The organism is Mesorhizobium sp. WSM4814 (genome assembly GCF_055811595.1).
Window position 1 is genome coordinate 74512 of sequence record NZ_JBVVQT010000003.1, and the last position, 18594, is coordinate 93105.

The following is an 18594-nucleotide window of genomic DNA, read 5'->3' on the forward strand; positions in this document are numbered from 1 at the left end:
GGTGGCGCAGCTGAAAGAGGCGAGGCCTGTTTGGGTGACTGGAGCCGGCGGCTTCATTGGCCTGCATTTATCGCGATTTCTTGCCGGAGAAGGCCATCATGTCCTCGGCTTCGGCCGAAGCGAAGCCCCTGGGTTCGCGGCGACGACCGGCGGCGGCGCATTCTTTTCCGGCGGAGTGACCGCGCAAACGATGGACGCGGCTCTCGCCGTACACGGCCGCCCGGCAGCCGTTTACCATCTGGCAGGCGGCGCTACCGTCGGGCAGTCGATTGCCGATCCGCTGAAGGATTTTGAACAAAGCGTCGTTTCCGCGGCTTGTGTCCTCGATTTCCTGCGTCGCCACGCACCCGATGCCTCAGTCGTTCTGGCGTCCTCCGCCGCCGTCTATGGCGGCGGCCACTTCGGCCCCATCAGCGTCGATGCCGCACTCGAGCCGTACTCACCTTATGGTCATCACAAGCGAATGGTTGAGGAGCTTGGCCGGTCGTATTGTGCCGCATACGGCCAGCCGGTCTCGGTGGCTCGCCTCTTTTCGGTCTATGGAGAAGGATTGCGCAAGCAACTGCTCTGGGATCTCTGCGGCAGGCTCGCGGCAGGCGAAACCGACATTGTGCTTGGCGGCACGGGTACGGAAATGAGGGATTGGCACCATATCTCGGACGTTGTGCGGTTGATCCATCACATTTTGCCTGCCGGCGAACCGCGCTTCGCCATCTATAACGGCGGTGCGGGCGCTGCTGCACCCGTCAGCACGATTTCCAGCATGGTTCTGGAGGCCTGGGGAGGGAACCATCGCCTCTCGTTTTCTGGAAAGTCCCGTCGGGGCGACCCTGTCAATCTGATCTCGGATCCATCCGGCGTCCCGGAGGGGCTTCAGTTGCGGGTGCCGCTCAGCAGGGGCATTGCTGGCTACGTCGATTGGTATCGCGCTGAAATTCTCGCCGAGCCGGTCGGCCATTTGCGACGCTCCGCGCCTTGATTACCGTCGGCTTCACTCTCATCGGCCGCGGAGCGTGGTCAGGCGGCGAGTCCTATCTACGCAACATGCTGAGCGTCATCGCCTCCGAGCTGCGTGGCAAGGTGCAGGCGAAACTGTTTCTCACACCCGAGCAGCATTCAAGCATTGGCGCGTCCTTCGATCATATGTTGGCCGCACCCGCTCTCGTTGATAACCGGGTCACGGGCGCCGGCCTCGGCAGGCGAGGGCTGATCGCACTCGCTGGCGGAAGTGACCGTGCCTTCGCGGACCTTGTCGCTGTGCAAGGTATCGATGTTGTCTTTGAAGTCGCCCAGTGGTTCGGCAACCGGTTTCCAATACCGGTCGTTTCCTGGATTCCGGATTTCCAGCACCGTCGCCTGCCGCACCTCTTTCCGCGTAGCGCCTGGTGGCGCAGGGATCTCGGCTACCGCCTGCAGACGTCGGGAAATCGCACCATAATGCTCTCGAGTGGGGATGCGCTGGCGGACTGCGAAACATTCTATCCAGCCTCGCGCAACAAGACCGCCGTCGTACGCTTCGCTATCGATCTCGATCCAGGCGCCATTTTGGCGCGTGCCGATGAGGCGCGCCAGGCGCATGGGCTGCCCGAGCGTTTCTTCTTTCTCCCCAATCAGTTCTGGGTCCACAAGAACCACAGGCTGGTCATAGAGGCATTGAAGCATATAAACCAGATCGGAGCGCTGGCCTCCTTGCCGCCGGTAATCCTCTCCGGCCGCACCACGGATCCCCGCGATCCGACGTTTTTCAAGCGTCTGATGGGCCTTGCTGAAACAGATGGACTCGGAAGCCATTTTCGACATCTAGGCTTGATTCCCTATGACGATGTCGTCGCCCTGATCGGTGTCGCGGACTATCTCCTGAACCCTTCGCACTTCGAGGGGTGGTCGACCACGGTCGAGGAGGCGAAGTCGCTGGGCACGCCGATGCTGCTGTCCGACATTCCACTGCATCGCGAGCAGGCGCCGGAATCGCTCTTCTTCGCACCCGATAGCGCGAAAGCGCTGGCACAGCGTCTCCTCGAAGCTGGGCGGCGCCCCCGCTTGGCCCGCGACAGTGTCGCCGTGCTGCAAAGTCGGCAACAAATGCGCCGCCGAGACTATGCCGCAGCGCTCCTTGCTTTGTTCGAAAATGCCGGAGGTGTTACCCCATGACCGAGCGGATCGTCAGTTTTGTCATGAGCGGCGGTATTGGCTCACGGCTGTGGCCGCTGTCGCGCGAGGACAATCCCAAGCAGTTCCATGATTTTTCCGGCGATGGCTCGATGCTGGTCAAGACGTTGCGGCGGCTTACGGCGCGGCCGGACGGCGAAACGCCGGTCTTCCTGATTGCCTCGGAGCGGCATGCCGATCGCGTCCACGCCGATCTCGCCGGCATCGACCTTTCCGGCGGCGGCCCCTTGTTCGAGCCGACCGGACGCAACACCGCCGCCGCCGTCGCCTTGGCGACCCTGCGAACCCTCTCCGAATTTGGCGACAGCCTGGTGCTGGTGGTGCCGTCCGATCATGAGATCACGACCGCGCGACAATTCTGGCAGAGCGTGGAAAACGGCACCGCGGCGGCGCGTGCCGGCCGGCTGGTGGTATTCGGCATCAAGCCCGGCCACCCCGAAACCGGTTACGGCTATATCGAGATCGCCGGCGAGAAGGATGGCATCTGCGATGTCTCGCGTTTCGTCGAGAAACCGGACCTCGCGACCGCGCGGAGCTATCTGGCGGCCGGCAACTTCTACTGGAACACCGGCATCTTCCTGTTTCGCGCCAGCGCCATGCGCGACGCCTTCACGGCTTTCGAGCCCGAAATCTGGAAGGCCACCGAAAATGCCTATCAGGCGGCGACGTCAGATCTTTCCGGTCTCTATATGCCTCTGGAACTCTACGCCGCCATTCCGTCGACGTCGATCGACTATGCGATCATGGAGCGCGCCAGCCATATCGCCATGGTGCCGGCCGGCTTCCGCTGGAACGATCTCGGTTCCTGGCAATCGCTGCTCGATGTCGGCCCCTCCGACAATGACGGCAATGTCATCGTCGGCGATGTCGTCGCCATCGACTGCGAGAACTCCTACATCCGCAGCGACAGTCGCCTGCTCTCGGCCATTGGCTTGAAGGACGTTGCCATCGTTTCGACCGCCGATGCCACCTTCGTCGCCCCGGTCAGCCGCAGCCAGAACGTCAAGAAGATCGTCGAGCAGCTCGAAAAGAGCGGCCGGCTGGAAACCAGGTTCACGCCCGCTGACGACCGCGTCATCGAAAGCGGCGCCTGGCGCCGTCGTGTGCACCACTGGCTGTTTGAAGAGACGGTGCCGCTATGGTCGACGGTCGGGGTCGATGAGCGCCATGGCGGTTTTCACGAGGCGCTCGGCTTTGACGCCACACCGCTGAAGAAGCCCAAGCGCATGCGCACCATGGCCAGGCAAGTCTACGCCTTCGCTGTCGCCAGGGCGCGCGGCTGGGACGGGCCCGCCGATCGGTTGATCGGCCACGGCCTCGAATTCATGGCCAGGAACGGCCGCACCGACAATGGCGGCTGGGTGCGCACGCTCAATGTCGACGGCACGGTGGCCGACGCAGCCGAGGATGCCTATGATCATTCCTGCGTGCTGCTGGCGCTGGCGCATGCCCATATGGTCGGCAATCCTGATGCATTGCGGCTTGCCGAAGAAACGTTTTCGTTCCTCGACGCGCATCTCGAGGATCACCGCATGACCGGCTTTCTCGAAACGTCGAGCGGCGTGGGCGAACGCCGTTCCAACCCGCACATGCATCTGCTCGAGGCTTTCCTGGCCTGGCATCAGGCGACCGGCGAACTCGCCTATCTTCGTCGCGCCGCGCGCATCGTCGATCTGTTTCGCAGCCATTTCTTCGATCCGGAAAGCTGGACGCTGGGCGAGTATTTCGATGCCGAGTGGAGGCCGGCGGAGGGCGAGAAAGGTGCCTGGACGGAACCCGGCCACCATTTCGAATGGGCCTCGCTGCTGGTCGACTTCACCGGGCGCAGCGGCCAGAGTGACCTGGCCGGCTTTGCCAGAAAGCTCTATGCGTCGGCCATCGCCAACGGCCTCAATCGCGCCACCGGCCTCGCCTATGGCGCCGTCTCGCGGCAAGGCTTGCCGCTCGACCTTGTCTCGCGCAGTTGGCCGCAGGCGGAAGCAATCAAGGCGGCGATTGCATTGGACGGTTCGGGCGGCCCCGACCTCAAGCCCGAGATCGAAGCGCGTGTCGGCCGCCTGTTCCGCTGGCACATCAATCCGGCGCCGCTCGGCCTGTGGATAGACCGGATCGACGAGCGAGGCCGCTCGCTGGCGACCGATGTGCCGGCAAGCATCTTTTATCATCTGGTTTGCGCGCTGACCCAATATCTTGACAGCACCGCCAGCGAAGCACGATAGGGCAGTTGACGGAATTTCTTCGATTGAAATGGATGCCAGGCGACGATAAGTCGTCCGGACGTCTCCGCCAGAAGTGATAGAGACATGCTTGGCAGCGGCGGGAGTGAGGATTTTTGTCGTTCAAGAAATTAAGCTTTTTGGCACTCCTTGCCCTGGCGTTTGCGGTTGGCTTCTTTGCCATCATCGTGGAAAAAGGGGCGCCTCGTCGTCCCCCACCCCCAAAGCCACAAGCCGCGATAGAGCCGTTTGATGGCAAGCTTTTCATCCAGGCGGTCGATGATCTTCGCGTCGGCAACCGCAAAATTGTGCTATGCGGCGTGGCGTTTACCAAGCCTCAATCTCTGCGTGCCATCGTAACGGACGCGGCGCGGCGGGACTACCAGGGGCTCGCCCTGACTTGCAAGCCGGTCGGCATGGGGACGCCTTGCGACGGCAATGTCGCCTCAAAGTTTGGTGATGCCGTCGTTGTGCAATGCCTCACGTCCGATGGCGCGGATTTGGCCGCCAAACTTGCCGAGAATGGCATCTTGTGCGGACAGCCGGCGCAGGCAGGTTCGACCTACAAATCGTGCTTGTCGGGTTCGTAGTTCTCGCCATCTGCGTGTCATAAAACGAAAGACAGAATGTGCGATAACACCCCACGTCAAACAGAGTCGACCATAATCCCTGTACCAAAGCATCGGCGCGATGACGGTCAAACGCCACGAAATAAACTTGCCTTGCCAACAATTTTCGCAGGGGGCCGGCACGAAAAATGGTAGATTCAAATCCGGCAAGCGAGTGTGTCCAATGAAACACATGAGAAACCAAAAAATCATCTCGCATAAGCGAAGCGGGTTGGAATCAAAGCGAAAAGCTGTTACGCGCTTGTTCAATACCTTCGCCCTGGGGAGGGGCCGAGGTGCGGCGGGACAAAAAGGATCGAAACGAATGAACCTCACTGTAAAAGTTGCGTTGGCCGGATTTGTCGCCTCGATCGGTTTCGGCCCGGTTTCGTCTTTCGCTCAGGATGCGTCCGCTCAGGATGCATCTTGCACCTGTACGACACCCTATCAGGGAGCGGCGAGTTCGATTGGTTCCATAGGGCACGCCAATGGCGACGTAATGGTTTCGCAAGCCGCCGGCTATGGCCCGGCAAAAGCGGGAAATGCGCTGGATTTCGGCAGCCGCATAGTGGTCGGTGCCAAGGGGGCTGCCTCCGTTAATGTCGGTGGCTGCAACCTGGAGGTGCCTGCGAATTCAAGTCTCGACATTTCCCGTGTCGAGAACAATATCTGCCTGAAAGTTGTGGGCTCCGAGCAGACGGCTGCCGCCGTGAGTTCCGAGCATACGGGTCAGATTGGCGCGGGCGGAAACCAGTCCTGGGTGCCGCTCGGTATCTTTGTGGGCATGGCTGGTACGGCTGGTATCCTTGCTGCAACGCAGGGTGACGGCGACGACGCCGGCCCGGTCAGCCCTTAAGGCGCCCAGTAGGCAATATAGCAGAACCCATGTGACTACCTCTGCTATATTGTATGGCCGGTGCCTCTGTGTAGCTTTTGCGCGGCGGCTCGAGTCGGGATATTGATGGAATCCGTCAACCATACCGCTCTATCACCTGAGTCGAACCTGAATGCGCTCCGTCGTGGGCGGATTCGTCTCGCCGGGAGGCACTGTGACGGGTGGTGCGGCAGTGCTGATAATTGGTTTGCACGCTGTCAGCGAATAGCTTGAATCCTTCCGTATTGCACGACCTTGACAAATGCGTCATTCGCTCAGGTGCGGGTGGCGCTTTTGCCTTTCGGTTGGGAGAAGTCGTCAGTTTGCTTCAGCGCGGCCACCCATGATCGACCTGCATTCCCATATCTTGCCCGGTCTTGACGACGGCTCGCCCAGTCTTGCTGAATCGCTGGAAATGGCGCGGCTGGCGGTGGCCGATGGAACGACGCATATGGCATGTACGCCGCATATCGTGCCAGGCATGTACGAAAACGGATCGGCAAATATCGCCCGCGCAGTTCAAGAATTGGAACAGGCGCTGCGCAGTGCCGCAATACCGCTTGCGCTTTACGTTGGCGCCGACGTGCATATAGCTCCGGATCTGCCGGAGCAATTGGCGCTGGGCAGCGTGCCGACCTTGAACAGATCTCGCTATTTTTTATTCGAGCCGCCGCACCACGTTCTGCCGCCAAGGCTGGAAGATTTCGCTCTGCGCCTCATAAACGCCGGGTTCGTTCCGATTCTTACCCATCCTGAGCGGCTGACATGGATCAAGGCAAATTACGAAACTGTTGAGAACTTGAATGCAGTGGGTTGCCTAATTCAACTTACCGCAGACTCGATTGTTGGTGCTTTTGGACGCACGGCGCTTTACTATTCGGAAAAGCTGATTGACGAGGGTAGGGTAGATATTATCGCTTCGGACGCCCACGGCGCCACCCGCCGTCGCCCTGGGCTTTCGCAGGCGGTTGCCGTTGCCGCGAAGCGATGTGGGGAAGATGAGGCCCGCAATATGGTGTTGAAACGCCCAGGCGAAATATTGGCGAACCGGCCCCTCGAGCCGGTCGGAAAGGCACGCTCGAAAAAGCCAAGCCCCGGCAACGTCGGTCGCTTTGCAGGATTGGGTCGCCTGTTGAAGGGTGGGGCAGCGTAATGGGTGTGTTTCATTTCGCAAAAAATTATACAGGCGCGATATGTGCCTTGCTCGCTTCGCTCTCGATGTCTGCCTGCACGAGCACCTCGTCAACGACATCATCGTCTTCGCCGACATCGGTCGATGCGCTGCAACTGACGTCATCGTCGGCGCCGCTTTCCAGCGGCGGCGCCCTGCAGGTCGTAAAGGAGCTGCCTGCGCAAAACAGCCAGAACGGCAACGAGCAGCCTTTGTCGCCTAACGATGTGCTGGATGTGAATGTGTTCCAGGTCGACAATCTGAACAGAACCGTTCAAGTCGACGCTGGCGGACAAATTTCGCTTCCACTTATCGGAACCGTCACCGCGGCTGGGAAGACCGTCCGTCAGCTGGAGCAGGAAATCGAAACGGCCTACGGCGCCAACTATCTGCAGTCGCCCGATGTGTCGGTCTTCGTCAAGGAATCGATCGGACAGCGCATTACCGTCGACGGCGAAGTCACCAAGGCTGGTATTTTTCCGGTGTCGAGCAATTCGTCTCTCATCGATGCGATCGCCCTTGCCGGAGGGTTCAATGCTGTTGGCGATGCGAAAAAGGTCTTTGTCTATCGCAATGTCGGCCAAAATACTCTGGTCGCAAATTACAATGTGGAGCAGATTCGCGCCGGCAAGAGCCGCAACCCACGCATCTATGGTGGCGACAAGATTGTCGTCTTCGCCTCGAAATCGAAAATTGCCATGAACAACCTCAAGGACGCCCTCGGCGTCGCCTCGAGTGCAGCCAGAATTGCGGTCGTCCCGGGATTGTAAATCACGGCCGGTTAAAATTAAGCCCAGAGACAAACCCAAGGTTGTCACGCAATGCTCGATCGCAATCGACAGCATCAAATTGCAGGCCCCGGACATGGCCAAGCCTTGTCTGCCGACCTGTATTATGACGGTGCGCAAAACTATAACCCCTATGGTCGCGATCACTCCGAGCAGGACGAGCGCTTCAATCCACTCAAACTGTTGTTTTACGCTGTCCAGTATCGGTGGCTGATACTGATGATGGTAGCGGGCGGACTTGTTGCTGGCGTCGTCGTAACCATGATGCAGACGCCAAAATATCGGGCGACAACGCAATTGGAAGTGCTGGTTCCGTCCGCCAAGGTGTTTCAGGACATTGAGGTGGTTTCTGAAACCAGCGACATGCGCGCCTTTCAAACCGCTCGGGAAAAGCTGAAGAGCCGGGCTTTGGCGCAGCGCGTGGTGTTCCAACTGGGGCTTAGCGAAAAGCCGGACTTCCTGTTCCCGACCCCGAATTTCTCGCCTAGCAACATTTTCTATCGTGCGTTCGGAATTTCCAAATCGCCTTCCATAGAGGAGAAAACGCCGGAGGAACGTGAGGAAATTGCGATAGGTCGGGTTATGAATGACCTCACGGTCACTCTTGTCACGAACACAAGCCTGCTGTCGATTGCGTTTGTCGACCAGAACCCGAAATATGCAAGTGATATAGCCAATCAAGTTGCGCAAAGTTTTATCGACCAGCGCCTCGATCAAACCAGCGAAACGTCCGACCTGGCGCGGCAATTCATCCAAGAACAGGTCTTGCAGGTAAAGCAAAAGCTTCAGAAGTCCGAAGAGGAACTCGTCGCCTATGCAAAGGATGCGGGCATCACGATAACCGGCGAAGAAAAATCGCTGATAGGGTCGAACATTGAGACTCTCAACACCGCGCTCGCGACAGCAATCCAGGAACGTCTCGATGCCGGACGGATGGTGGACCAGATAGACAAGGGCCGCGGATCGAGTCTCGGCCCAGTTCTGGAGAGCGAAGGTCTGCAGAAAATCACCGAGAAGCTGTCGGATTTGACCAGCCAATACCAGCAGAAGTTGGGTATATTGAAGCCCGGTTTTCCAGAGATGCAGCAGCTTCAGGCGCAGATCAAGGAACTGCAGCGGCTTTATAACAACGGCGTTTTGACGATAACCGATTCACTGCGGCAGAAATACCAGGAGGCTCAGAACAAGGAAGCCGACCTTAAGGCAAAACTTGCCGAGATGGAGATGCAGCAAGTCATCTTCAACGATAAAAACATTAAATACACAATCTTGAAGCGAGAAGTCGATTCGAACCGCTCGCAATATGACAATTTGATTGCCAAGTTGAACGAGGTCGGCGTGAGCTCGGAGCTCAAGACACAAAGTGCCGCAATCGTCGATTTCGCGACGCTGCCCAATCGCCCTTATTCTCCACGATTGACCATCAATCTTGCGGTCGCTCTGGCTCTTTTCCTGGCGCTCAGCGCGTCAATTATTTACATCATCGAGTTGTTGAACAACACCTTCACCAATCCTGAGCAGATCGAAAAGGAACTGGGATTGGCGATGCTCGGCATCCTGCCGCTTGTCGATGACCGGGAACTCATGGCCAGCATCGCCGACCCAAAATCAGGACTGTCCGAGGCCTACCGTTCGCTTCGAACATCGCTTCAGTTTTCCGGGGCCGAAGGCGCGCCGCGATCGTTGCTGGTCACGAGTTCGGAACCCTCCGAGGGCAAGTCGACCACCTCGTTCAAGCTTGGACAGGATTTTGCCGCGCTCGGTGCCAGGGTTCTCATTGTCGACGGCGATCTTCGAAAACCCAACCTTCACCGGCTGTTTGGACTCGACAACACGATTGGCCTGAGCAATCTCTTGACGAACACCGTCCGCAAGGAGGATCTGGCAAGCATTTTCAGGGCGACGAAATATCCCAATGTGACCGTCCTGACTTCCGGAACGATCCCGCCGAACCCCGCGGACCTTCTCTCTTCACCAAAGATGGCGCTGATCATCACCAATCTCGGCAAGCGCTTCGACCTTGTCATAATCGATGCCCCGCCGGTCGTCGGCCTTTCAGATGCGCCCATCCTCAGCCGGCTTGCCGAGGGCACATTGATGGTCATTTCTACCAACCAGGTCACGCGCAAGTCGGCGAAGACAGCGTTGAAGCGCTTGCGGGCCGCCGGCGCGAATGTGGTCGGAGCCGCGATGTCGAAGTTTGCAGTGAACAAGTTCGATTACAACTACGCCTACAAATACATGAACTACCAGTATTACGACTATGGCACCCCGAAGCTTGAGGGCAAAGTCGATGACGGAGCAGACCAGCCCGCTTATGCAAAATCTCCGGCGTTCAGGCGTTTGGTTCGCCGCATCCGTTCTAGTATTGGCGGCTTCGTCGATCGGGCTAAGTCGGTTTCTTGAAACCGAAACGCCAACCGTTTCCCTCGCGCTGGACCCGTTGAACGTCAATGCCTTGATAGGCGAGATTACTCACGACCTGAACGATACAAGCAATGCTCCCGATCTCGACGCCATGCTTGCCAAGCTCGAAAGCGCGCTTCGCTTTGACCTTGCGGACGCACGTCTCTACAGCCTGATCGGCGAGATCAAGTACCGGAAGGGTGAAAAAGATCAGGCCTATGAGTTTTTCGATCAAGCTCGAAATTTATCCAAGACCGAAATCCTCGCGCTCCAGAGGTCAATAGGCCGCTCCATCGAAATAGGCGATCTGTCCGGGGCCGTCCGCGAGATCGATATTTTGCTGCGGCGATGGCCAGATCAATTTGCGGCGATCGCCGAGGGGCTGCCGACAATCCTCTCGAATCCCGATGGATATCAGGCTGTGCTGGCAGCCATCAGGGCCGCGGCGCCCTGGAGGTCCAATCTGTTGGTCACGCTGGGGAAAACCCCCGACGGGCTCGATTTCGCAAATCGGTTGCTGCTCGATTTGACTGGGTCAAGTGCGCCACCAAACTCGAGCGAGGTGTCCTATCTGATCCACAGCTATTTTGGTCAGAAAAAATATGAACAAGCGTATCGGTTGTTTCTTTTCAGTCTGTCCGATCAAGAACGGAAATTGGGCGGATACATTTTCAACAGCGCATTTGAGCCTCTATCCAGCGGCAAACCTTTTGATTGGCAGGTCGGCGATCAGTCGGGTCTCGAAGTTACGCTTGCAACGGCTCAAAATGCGGTTGAAGGTGAGGGGGGGGCGACGGTCCGCTTCCTGAATACGCCGGTCAAGAACGCAGCGCTTCAGCAGTATATCCAACTGCCTCCTGGCTCCTACAAGGTTTCTCTGGTTGCGTCTGCAAGAAACCTGAAGCTTCCAAAGGAGTTGTTCTGGTCGATCAGGTGTGTGGGGCCTGCTGGCGAAATAGCGCGGTTCCATATACCGGACGGTACATACAATCGTCAGGCGCTCAGTCAGGAGTTTTCGGTTGGGCCGACTGGGTGCCCCATGCAATTATTGAAGCTGGAAACTGCCGCCATTGCCGAGAGCTGGCGCTTTCGCTATGTCGGCACATTGGTAATGCACAAATTGAGCATCGAGAGACTTTCATCTTGAGCGACCGGCCATCGGAATGGGATAAATATCTCCTCGGATCGGTTCTGTTTATAGCGCTGCTGATCGGCGGCGGCACTGCAAGCGGGCTTTACACGGACACGCTGATCGAGGTTGCGGCAATTGTCTCGGCAGCGGCGGTCTTTTCACAGGCCTCTGGCCAAAGGACGCCCCATTCCGTTCTGTGGCTGCTTATCTTCGTTGTGGCGCTGGCCGTTCTGCAGATCATTCCGTTGCCTGCGGCGATATTCAGCGGATTGCGACCGGAACTGCTGCTCGCAGACTCCGAGCTTGTAGGGGAATCCGAATTTCGTTTCGTCAGTGTCGGCGTTGGACGGACGATCGAATGTCTGTTGTATCTGGTGGCGTTGGCGGCGTTTTTTTTGAGCGTTTTGCGTTTGCGTGCCGAGCAAGTCCCTGCGCTTCTGCCGTTCTTTTTTATGGGTGTTATCTGTAACGGCTTGGCAGGCGCGATTCAATATTCGCTCTCGGACGACATTGCCATAAAGGGATTGTTGCCGTTCACGATAAACGCCGGGCTTTTTGCCAACGAGAATCATTTTGCAGCATTGCTTTTCGTGTCTATCCCCTTCGTCGTTTATTATGGTCTGTTCCGAGGACATCTTTTGTCGGGATCGCTCGGGCTGGCCACGCTTTTGCTGCTCCTTTTGGCTGTCGGTTCGCGTGCCGGCGTTCTGATCGGATTAGCGATCACCGTGCTGTCCATAGTCTTTCTTTCAACGCGTTCCAGGGTGAGTGGACTCAGCATCGTTGCCGTTTTCATAGCACTTTCAGTGTTTACGATAGGCGCATGGACGAAGATCGAGGCCGAAGCGATTGACCCGGATTTCGGGCGAGGAGAGATTGCTCGCACCACCATTGAGGGGATCAAAGAGAATTGGGCAGCCGGCGTTGGGTTTGGAAATTTTCAAAAGGCCTACCAGATATATGAAAAGGAAGGGATGATTTTCAGGCAATATGTAAATCATGCTCACAACGAGTATCTTGAAATCGCTTTCGAAGGCGGAGTTCTTGCTGTTCTATTGATGGCGCTTTATTTCGTGATTCTTTTCATGGCGCTTGCTAGAGTTCGTCGCGATCCCCTTCAAAAGGCGGCGTTTCTCTCCGTGTTTTTTCTTCTCATTCATTCACTCGTCGATTATCCGTTGCGGACCGAGGCGCTTGCAATGACGTTTGCCGTCATGAACGCCATTATCTTCCACAAAGGATTTGCAGCCCGCCAGAAGAGTGAATTGATCGAGATCGACCACAACGGTGAAAAGTTACTTGTTCCCATTGGAACGCCGTCCTAGCGCCATCCTGGCGATGGCCCTGCGATCTGGGCAGGAATTTCCGGGTTCTGGTCCCTGCGTGGAAAATTCATTCTCGAACCACTCCAGCGCAGGTCTGTCTTGCATTGTTATAGATAATGGCGATCTGCTAGAACGCCTGCACGAAAACCAGAAGTGAAGCTTGATCCGGGCCGCTGAAAAATTGCGCCTGATGCATCGATGCAAGATCCGGCCGGCACGAGAGAACGCTTAAAGTCCATGAACATCGCGCTTACGCATCTGCAGCGGCTTGAAGCCGAATCCATCCATATCTTTCGCGAGGTTGCGGCGACCTTCGCCAAGCCGGTCATGCTCTATTCGGTCGGCAAGGATTCCTCGGTGCTGATGCATCTTGCGATGAAGGCGTTTTATCCGGCCAAGCCGCCCTTTCCCTTTCTCCACGTCGACACGACCTGGAAATTCCGCGAGATGATCGCCTTTCGCGATCAGATGGCGCAAAAGCTCGGCTTCGATCTCCTGGTCCATGTCAACGGCGATGGTGTGCGCGATAATATCAATCCCTTCGACCATGGCTCCAACACCCATACGCATGTGATGAAGACCGTGGCGCTGCGCCAGGCGCTCGACAAATACGGCTTCGATGCAGCCTTCGGCGGGGCGCGACGCGACGAGGAGAAATCGCGCGCCAAGGAGCGGATCTTCTCTTTCCGCAATGCCCAGCACGTCTGGGATCCGAAGAACCAGCGGCCGGAGATGTGGAAGATATTCAACACCCGCATCGCGACCGGTGAATCGATCCGGGTCTTTCCGTTGTCGAACTGGACCGAACTCGACATCTGGCAGTACATTCTCCAGGAAGACATCCCGATCGTGCCGCTCTATTTCGCCAAGCAGCGGCCGGTCGTCGAACGTGACGGCATGCTCATTCTGAGGGATGACGAACGCATGCAGTTGCGTCCCGGCGAGACGGTGGAGAACCGGCTGGTGCGATTCCGCACGCTCGGCTGCTATCCGCTGACCGGTGCGATCGAATCGGCCGCCGACACGCTGGAGGCCATTGTCGGCGAAATGCTTACGGCGCGCACCTCCGAACGGCAGGGCCGCCTGATCGACCGTGATGAAGCCGGCTCGATGGAAAAGAAAAAGCGCGAGGGGTATTTCTGAGCATGCGCCACATCACGGCCGAGAGCCTCGCCCCCACCGACGGCATTCGCGACTATCTGGCGGTGCAAGAACAAAAATCGCTGCTGCGCTTCCTGACCTGCGGTTCCGTGGACGACGGCAAGTCGACGTTGATCGGGCGCCTGCTTTCGGACACCAAGCAGATTTTCGAGGACCAGCTTGCCGCGCTCGAGCGTGATTCGCGCAAGCACGGGACGACGGGCGACGACGTCGATTTCGCGCTGCTGGTCGATGGCCTCGAGGCCGAGCGCGAGCAGGGCATCACCATCGATGTCGCCTATCGCTTTTTCGCCACGCCAAAGCGCAAGTTCATCGTTGCCGACACACCCGGCCACGAACAATACACCCGCAACATGGCGACGGGCGCGTCGACCGCCGATCTGGCCATCGTCCTGATCGACGCCCGGCAGGGCGTGCTGCGCCAGACAAGGCGCCACTCGATCATCGCCTCGCTGCTTGGCATCCGGCACATCGTGCTCGCCGTCAACAAGATCGATCTCGTCGGCTTCGACAAGGTGGTGTTCGAACGGATTGTCGCAGACTACGCGCAGTTCTCACGTGAACTCGGTTTCCAGTCGATCGTGTCCATTCCGATGTCGGCCCGCTATGGCGACAACGTTACGGGCCGTTCCGATAAAACAGAATGGTATTCCGGCCCGACGCTGATCGAACATCTGGAAACCGTGTCAGTCGATGAAGCCGTTGTCGAACTGCCGTTCCGTTTTCCGGTGCAGTATGTGAACCGCCCCAATCTCGATTTCCGCGGTTTTGCCGGCACGATCGCCTCCGGCTCGGTCGCACCGGGCGACGAGGTCGTTGTCGCCAAATCCGGCAAGTCCGCTCATGTCAGGCGGATCGTCTCGCATGGCGGCGATCTGAGCCAGGCGGTGGCGGGCCAGGCCATCACCCTTGTTCTCGACGACGAGGTCGAGGTCTCGCGCGGTAACATGCTGGTGTCGCCGGCGGCGCGGCCGCAGGTCGCCGACCAGTTCGCCGCCAACATCGTCTGGTTCGACGAGCACGCGCTGCTGCCGGGCCGCTCCTATATCCTGCGGACCGAGACCGATCAGACCAGCGCCACCGTCACCGACCTGAAATACCGCGTCAACGTCAACGATTTTGCCCATGAGGCGGCCAAGTCGCTGGAAATGAACGAGGTCGGCATTTGCAACATCTCGACGCGGGCACCGATCGCCTTCGATATTTTCGCCGAGAACCGCACGACCGGCGCCTTCATCCTGATCGACCGCATCACCAACGCCACGGTCGGCGCCGGCATGATCCTGCATTCGCTGCGCCGCGCCGAGAACATCCACTGGCAATCGCTCGATGTCGGCAAGCACGGCCGCGCCGATCTGAAGAACCAGCGGCCCGCAGTGTTCTGGTTCACCGGGCTCTCTGGCTCGGGCAAGTCGACCATCGCCAACCTTTTCGAGAAGAAGCTGTTCGCCACCGGCCGCCACACCTACATTTTGGATGGCGACAATGTCCGCCACGGGCTCAATCGCGATCTTGGCTTCACTGACGCCGATCGCGTCGAAAACATTCGCCGGGTGGCCGAAGTGGCGCGCCTGATGGCCGATGCCGGGCTGATCGTCATTGTTTCCTTCATTTCGCCATTCAGCGCCGAGCGGCGCATGGCCAGGGAATTGATGGCCAGCGGTGAATTCGTAGAGGTGTTTGTCGACACACCCTTTGAGGAATGCGCCAGACGCGATCCGAAGGGCCTCTATGCGCGGGCGTTGAATGGCGAAATCAAGAATTTCACCGGCGTCGATTCACCGTATGAAGCCCCGGAAAATCCCGAAATCCATCTCAAGACACTCGGCAAGTCGGCCGAGGAGATGGTAGAGGCCCTGGAACTCTGGCTGAACGAGCGCGACATTGCCGAAAACCAATACGATAGCGGCGGCGGCATCTGACGACGAAGCGATGCTCGGGGTGTTCGAGCGCCTTGCCCTGGCGGCGGGGCGAGAGGTGATGCGTGTTTTTGATGCCGGCTGCGCGGTCGATCAGAAATCAGACGCCTCGCCGGTGACCGAAGCCGATCGCGAGAGCGAAAAGATCATTCTCGCCGGGCTGCGCGCCGCCTTCCCCGATATCCCTTGCGTGGCTGAGGAAGAGGCATCGGCCGGCATCGTGCCGCCCGACCTCGATGATGCCTTCTTCCTGGTGGACCCACTCGACGGCACCAAGGAATTCGTCAACCGCAGGACCGACTTCACCGTCAACATCGCGCTCGTTCGCCACGGCGTGCCGGAGATCGGTGTGGTCTTTGCGCCATGCACCGGACGCTTCTTTTCCGGCCGGCCGGGCAGGGCGGAAGCAATCGATGTCAATGGCGATTACCAGATCATCGGCCGTCGGCCGATTTCGGCCAGAACGGGCGTGGCGCCACTGACCGTCGTCGCCAGCCGGTCCCACAATACGCCCGAGACCGAGGCCTATATCCGCACGGTGGGCGCTGCCGAGATCGTCTCGGTCGGCTCGTCGCTGAAATTCTGTCTTGTCGCCAGCGCCGAGGCCGACGTCTATCCGCGCTTCGGCCGCACCATGGAATGGGACACCGCGGCGGGTGACGCGGTGCTGCGCGCCGCAGGCGGGATGACGCGCTCGCTCGATGGTCAGCCGCTGGCCTACGGCAAGCGCAACCAGAGCGATGACGTGGATTTTGCCAATCCGCATTTCATCGCCAGCGGGAAGAGCGCGGGCCAACCTGACGCCGTGCGAGCGCGTCCTCGAAATTGACGGAAGCGCTCCCACAAAACCTTATGCTCTCCTGATGGACGGTTGCCATCGCGTGTTGGCGTTTTTATATTTACGTCTACACGGGGAAATTGGCTAATGCCGCTCAACATTCGCAGTGAAGAGGTAAACGTGCTTGCCGAAAAACTGGCAGCACGCACGCGCTTGAACAAGACGGCTGCCGTGAAGCTGGCCCTGGAGAACGAATTGCGCCGCGCCGAAGAGGCGATCCCACTGTGGGAGCGGCTGAAGCCTTTGCGCGCGAAGATTGCGGCCTATCCGGACACCGGCCTTGCGGCGGACAGGGCGTTTTTCGATGACCTCAGCGGCGACTACTGATGTTCGTCGAGGCGTCTGCAATCATCGCCATTATGACGGAAGAGCCTGAGGCCGAGAACCTAGCGGCCGCGCTGGATGCCGCACGCTCTCCACGGCCGATCACATCAGTCGTGGCTGCATGGGAGGCGACAGTTGGGCTGTTTCGCAAAAAGCGCATTCCCATGGCAGAAGCTGAAGCGCGCGTGCAGGAGTTCCTTGAAGCGGCCGGGGTCCAGCTTATGGCGATATCGAGCCGTGAGTTGACCGTCGCGCTGCAAGCCTTCGATCGCTATGGACGGCACCGCTATCCGGACGCTGAACGGAATAGTGCGCTCAATCTTGCCGACTGCTTCCATTATGCCACGGCGAAATCCTACCAGGCGCCGATCCTGACCATCGATGCGGGATTTGCGCTTACCGATGTCACGACTGTGGGTATCAAAACCTGATATTTACGCGGGAGCGCTACCGGCTAGATCGTAGTCGTGCGCGTGAGACTCTACGCGGCGGCGATTTGCGCCGAATTCGAGCCGATATAATTGCGGATCGTCTCGATGATCCGGTCCTGGTCGGCTTCGCTCAGATAGGGATGCATGGGCAGGCACAGGATACGCTTCGGCAGCTCCTCAGAAACGGCAAGACCTGTCGGCGTGCGCGGATAGTCGCGGTAGGCGATCTGGCTGTGCAGCGGCTTCACATAATAGATCACCGACGGGATATTTTTTTCCCCGAGATGCGCCTTCAGCCCGTCGCGCTTCGGCGTCTCGATGGCATATTGCGCCCAGGCCGAACGGCCGCCGTCCAGGTTGCGCGCTGCCTTGACGATGTCGCCGAGGCCTTCGGCATACCGTTTGGCGACCGCTTGCCGGGCAACCATTTCGTCTTCAAGAATGGCCAGCTTCTCGACCAGGATCGCCGCCTGCAGAGTGTCGAGCCGCGAATTGATGCCGACGCGGACATTGTCATATTGGGTTTCGCCTTTGCCGTGGAAGGCGAACGAGCGAAGTTGCTCGGCCAGCGCATCGTCATTGGTGAACATCGCGCCGCCGTCGCCATAGCAGCCGAGCGGTTTTGCCGGGTAGAAGCTGGTCGAGCCGACCGCGCCGAACGAACCCAGCATCTTGCCGTCGCTCGAGCCGCCGATCGCCTGGGCGGCATCTTCGATCACCATCAGCCCTTCGCGGTTGGCGATGGCTATGATCGCCTCGTAATCGGCGGCGAGCCCGAACAGGTCGACGGGGATGATCGCCCTTGGCCTCAGCCGGCCTTCCGCCTTGATCATGGCGATGGCCGCTTCGAGGCTGGCGATGTCGATATTGTAGGTCTGCGGATCGACATCGATGAAAACCGGCTCGGCCTTGGCCAGCGCCACCACTTCCGCCGTGGCGGCAAAGGTGAAGCTCGGCACGAACACCGCGTCACCTGGACCGATGCCGGCCGCAAACAGCGGCAGCAGCAGCGCGTCGGTCCCGTTGGCGCAGGCTACGACATGCTTGGTGCCGACATAGGCAGCGAGCTTGTTTTCGAATTCGGTGACCTCAGGTCCGAGAATGTAGCGACCCTCGTCGACGACGCGGTCGATGGCGGCTTTCAGCCTGTCGCGGATTCGTTCGCGCTGCGCGCCTAGATCGATGAACTGCATGTCGGCCTCAAAAGGGGGACTAGCCAGATAACCGGCCGC

General features: G+C 58.8%; 16 protein-coding genes. 15 read left to right on the forward strand and 1 reads right to left on the reverse strand.

What is annotated here, in order from left to right; translation table 11 throughout:
• Position 1: 1 nt before the first annotated feature.
• The 15 genes from AC0L2V_RS06790 to AC0L2V_RS06860 all read left to right on the forward strand — a co-directional run bounded on the left by AC0L2V_RS06790 (position 2) and on the right by AC0L2V_RS06860 (position 17362).
• Positions 2 to 979: an NAD-dependent epimerase/dehydratase family protein gene (locus AC0L2V_RS06790; protein ID WP_473519733.1), complete on the forward strand. Its 978-nt coding sequence runs from the start codon at positions 2 to 4 to the stop codon at positions 977 to 979.
• Positions 976 to 2151, forward strand: coding sequence for a glycosyltransferase family 4 protein (locus AC0L2V_RS06795; protein WP_473508670.1), 1176 nt, complete (start codon positions 976 to 978; stop codon positions 2149 to 2151). Before AC0L2V_RS06790 ends, AC0L2V_RS06795 begins: the two co-directional genes overlap by 4 nt.
• A complete protein-coding gene (locus tag AC0L2V_RS06800) occupies positions 2148 to 4388 on the forward strand; it encodes an AGE family epimerase/isomerase (protein WP_473508669.1) in 2241 nt (746 codons plus the stop codon). The genes AC0L2V_RS06795 and AC0L2V_RS06800 overlap by 4 nt, the downstream gene beginning before the upstream one ends.
• Positions 4389 to 4501: 113 nt before the next feature.
• Positions 4502 to 4975 carry a hypothetical protein gene (locus AC0L2V_RS06805; protein WP_287232607.1) on the forward strand — a complete coding sequence of 158 codons (474 nt, stop codon included), beginning with the start codon at positions 4502 to 4504 and terminating at the stop codon, positions 4973 to 4975.
• Positions 4976 to 5075: 100 nt separating this feature from the next.
• Entirely contained in the window at positions 5076 to 5849 is a 774-nt protein-coding gene (locus tag AC0L2V_RS06810; RefSeq protein ID WP_473508668.1) for a hypothetical protein, read from the forward strand.
• A gap of 361 nt (positions 5850 to 6210) precedes the next feature.
• The gene (locus AC0L2V_RS06815; RefSeq protein ID WP_473508667.1) at positions 6211 to 7020 is read left to right on the forward strand and encodes a tyrosine-protein phosphatase; all 810 of its coding nucleotides are present in this window, start codon (positions 6211 to 6213) and stop codon (positions 7018 to 7020) included.
• A 47-nt stretch (positions 7021 to 7067) separates the two neighbouring features.
• Positions 7068 to 7808, forward strand: coding sequence for a polysaccharide biosynthesis/export family protein (locus AC0L2V_RS06820; RefSeq protein ID WP_473508666.1), 741 nt, complete (start codon positions 7068 to 7070; stop codon positions 7806 to 7808).
• A gap of 51 nt (positions 7809 to 7859) precedes the next feature.
• Positions 7860 to 10232 (forward strand): GumC family protein, encoded by a 2373-nt coding sequence (locus AC0L2V_RS06825; protein WP_473508665.1) that lies wholly within the window; start codon positions 7860 to 7862, stop codon positions 10230 to 10232.
• Entirely contained in the window at positions 10120 to 11379 is a 1260-nt protein-coding gene (locus tag AC0L2V_RS06830) for a tetratricopeptide repeat protein (protein WP_473508664.1), read from the forward strand. Before AC0L2V_RS06825 ends, AC0L2V_RS06830 begins: the two co-directional genes overlap by 113 nt.
• The gene (locus AC0L2V_RS06835) at positions 11376 to 12689 is read left to right on the forward strand and encodes an O-antigen ligase family protein (protein ID WP_473519734.1); all 1314 of its coding nucleotides are present in this window, start codon (positions 11376 to 11378) and stop codon (positions 12687 to 12689) included. Before AC0L2V_RS06830 ends, AC0L2V_RS06835 begins: the two co-directional genes overlap by 4 nt.
• A gap of 237 nt (positions 12690 to 12926) precedes the next feature.
• Positions 12927 to 13832 carry a sulfate adenylyltransferase subunit CysD gene (cysD, locus tag AC0L2V_RS06840; RefSeq protein WP_473519735.1) on the forward strand — a complete coding sequence of 302 codons (906 nt, stop codon included), beginning with the start codon at positions 12927 to 12929 and terminating at the stop codon, positions 13830 to 13832.
• A 2-nt stretch (positions 13833 to 13834) separates the two neighbouring features.
• On the forward strand, positions 13835 to 15772 hold the full coding sequence (gene cysN / locus AC0L2V_RS06845) for a sulfate adenylyltransferase subunit CysN (protein ID WP_473508661.1): 1938 nt from the start codon (positions 13835 to 13837) through the stop codon (positions 15770 to 15772).
• Between the two features lie 10 nt (positions 15773 to 15782).
• The gene (gene cysQ, locus AC0L2V_RS06850; RefSeq protein WP_473491839.1) at positions 15783 to 16598 is read left to right on the forward strand and encodes a 3'(2'),5'-bisphosphate nucleotidase CysQ; all 816 of its coding nucleotides are present in this window, start codon (positions 15783 to 15785) and stop codon (positions 16596 to 16598) included.
• 96 nt (positions 16599 to 16694) lie between these two features.
• The gene (locus AC0L2V_RS06855; RefSeq protein ID WP_473491668.1) at positions 16695 to 16934 is read left to right on the forward strand and encodes a type II toxin-antitoxin system VapB family antitoxin; all 240 of its coding nucleotides are present in this window, start codon (positions 16695 to 16697) and stop codon (positions 16932 to 16934) included.
• Positions 16934 to 17362: a type II toxin-antitoxin system VapC family toxin gene (locus AC0L2V_RS06860; RefSeq protein ID WP_473508660.1), complete on the forward strand. Its 429-nt coding sequence runs from the start codon at positions 16934 to 16936 to the stop codon at positions 17360 to 17362. The genes AC0L2V_RS06855 and AC0L2V_RS06860 overlap by 1 nt, the downstream gene beginning before the upstream one ends.
• Before the next feature lie 50 nt (positions 17363 to 17412).
• Here AC0L2V_RS06860 and AC0L2V_RS06865 read toward each other — a convergent pair whose 3' ends face one another.
• Positions 17413 to 18555 carry a DegT/DnrJ/EryC1/StrS family aminotransferase gene (locus AC0L2V_RS06865; protein ID WP_473508659.1) on the reverse strand — a complete coding sequence of 381 codons (1143 nt, stop codon included), beginning with the start codon at positions 18553 to 18555 and terminating at the stop codon, positions 17413 to 17415.
• Positions 18556 to 18594: the final 39 nt, after the last annotated feature.

Coding starts and splice junctions, on each gene's coding strand:
- AC0L2V_RS06815 (WP_473508667.1), top strand. CDS start 6,211: ATGATCGACCTGCATTCCCATATCTTGCCCGGTCTTGACGACGGCTCG.
- cysQ (WP_473491839.1), top strand. CDS start 15,783: ATGCTCGGGGTGTTCGAGCGCCTTGCCCTGGCGGCGGGGCGAGAGGTG.
- AC0L2V_RS06830 (WP_473508664.1), top strand. CDS start 10,120: ATGACGGAGCAGACCAGCCCGCTTATGCAAAATCTCCGGCGTTCAGGC.
- AC0L2V_RS06855 (WP_473491668.1), top strand. CDS start 16,695: ATGCCGCTCAACATTCGCAGTGAAGAGGTAAACGTGCTTGCCGAAAAA.
- AC0L2V_RS06800 (WP_473508669.1), top strand. CDS start 2,148: ATGACCGAGCGGATCGTCAGTTTTGTCATGAGCGGCGGTATTGGCTCA.
- cysD (WP_473519735.1), top strand. CDS start 12,927: ATGAACATCGCGCTTACGCATCTGCAGCGGCTTGAAGCCGAATCCATC.
- AC0L2V_RS06860 (WP_473508660.1), top strand. CDS start 16,934: ATGTTCGTCGAGGCGTCTGCAATCATCGCCATTATGACGGAAGAGCCT.
- AC0L2V_RS06810 (WP_473508668.1), top strand. CDS start 5,076: ATGACGGTCAAACGCCACGAAATAAACTTGCCTTGCCAACAATTTTCG.
- AC0L2V_RS06865 (WP_473508659.1), bottom strand. CDS start 18,555: ATGCAGTTCATCGATCTAGGCGCGCAGCGCGAACGAATCCGCGACAGG.
- AC0L2V_RS06825 (WP_473508665.1), top strand. CDS start 7,860: ATGCTCGATCGCAATCGACAGCATCAAATTGCAGGCCCCGGACATGGC.
- cysN (WP_473508661.1), top strand. CDS start 13,835: ATGCGCCACATCACGGCCGAGAGCCTCGCCCCCACCGACGGCATTCGC.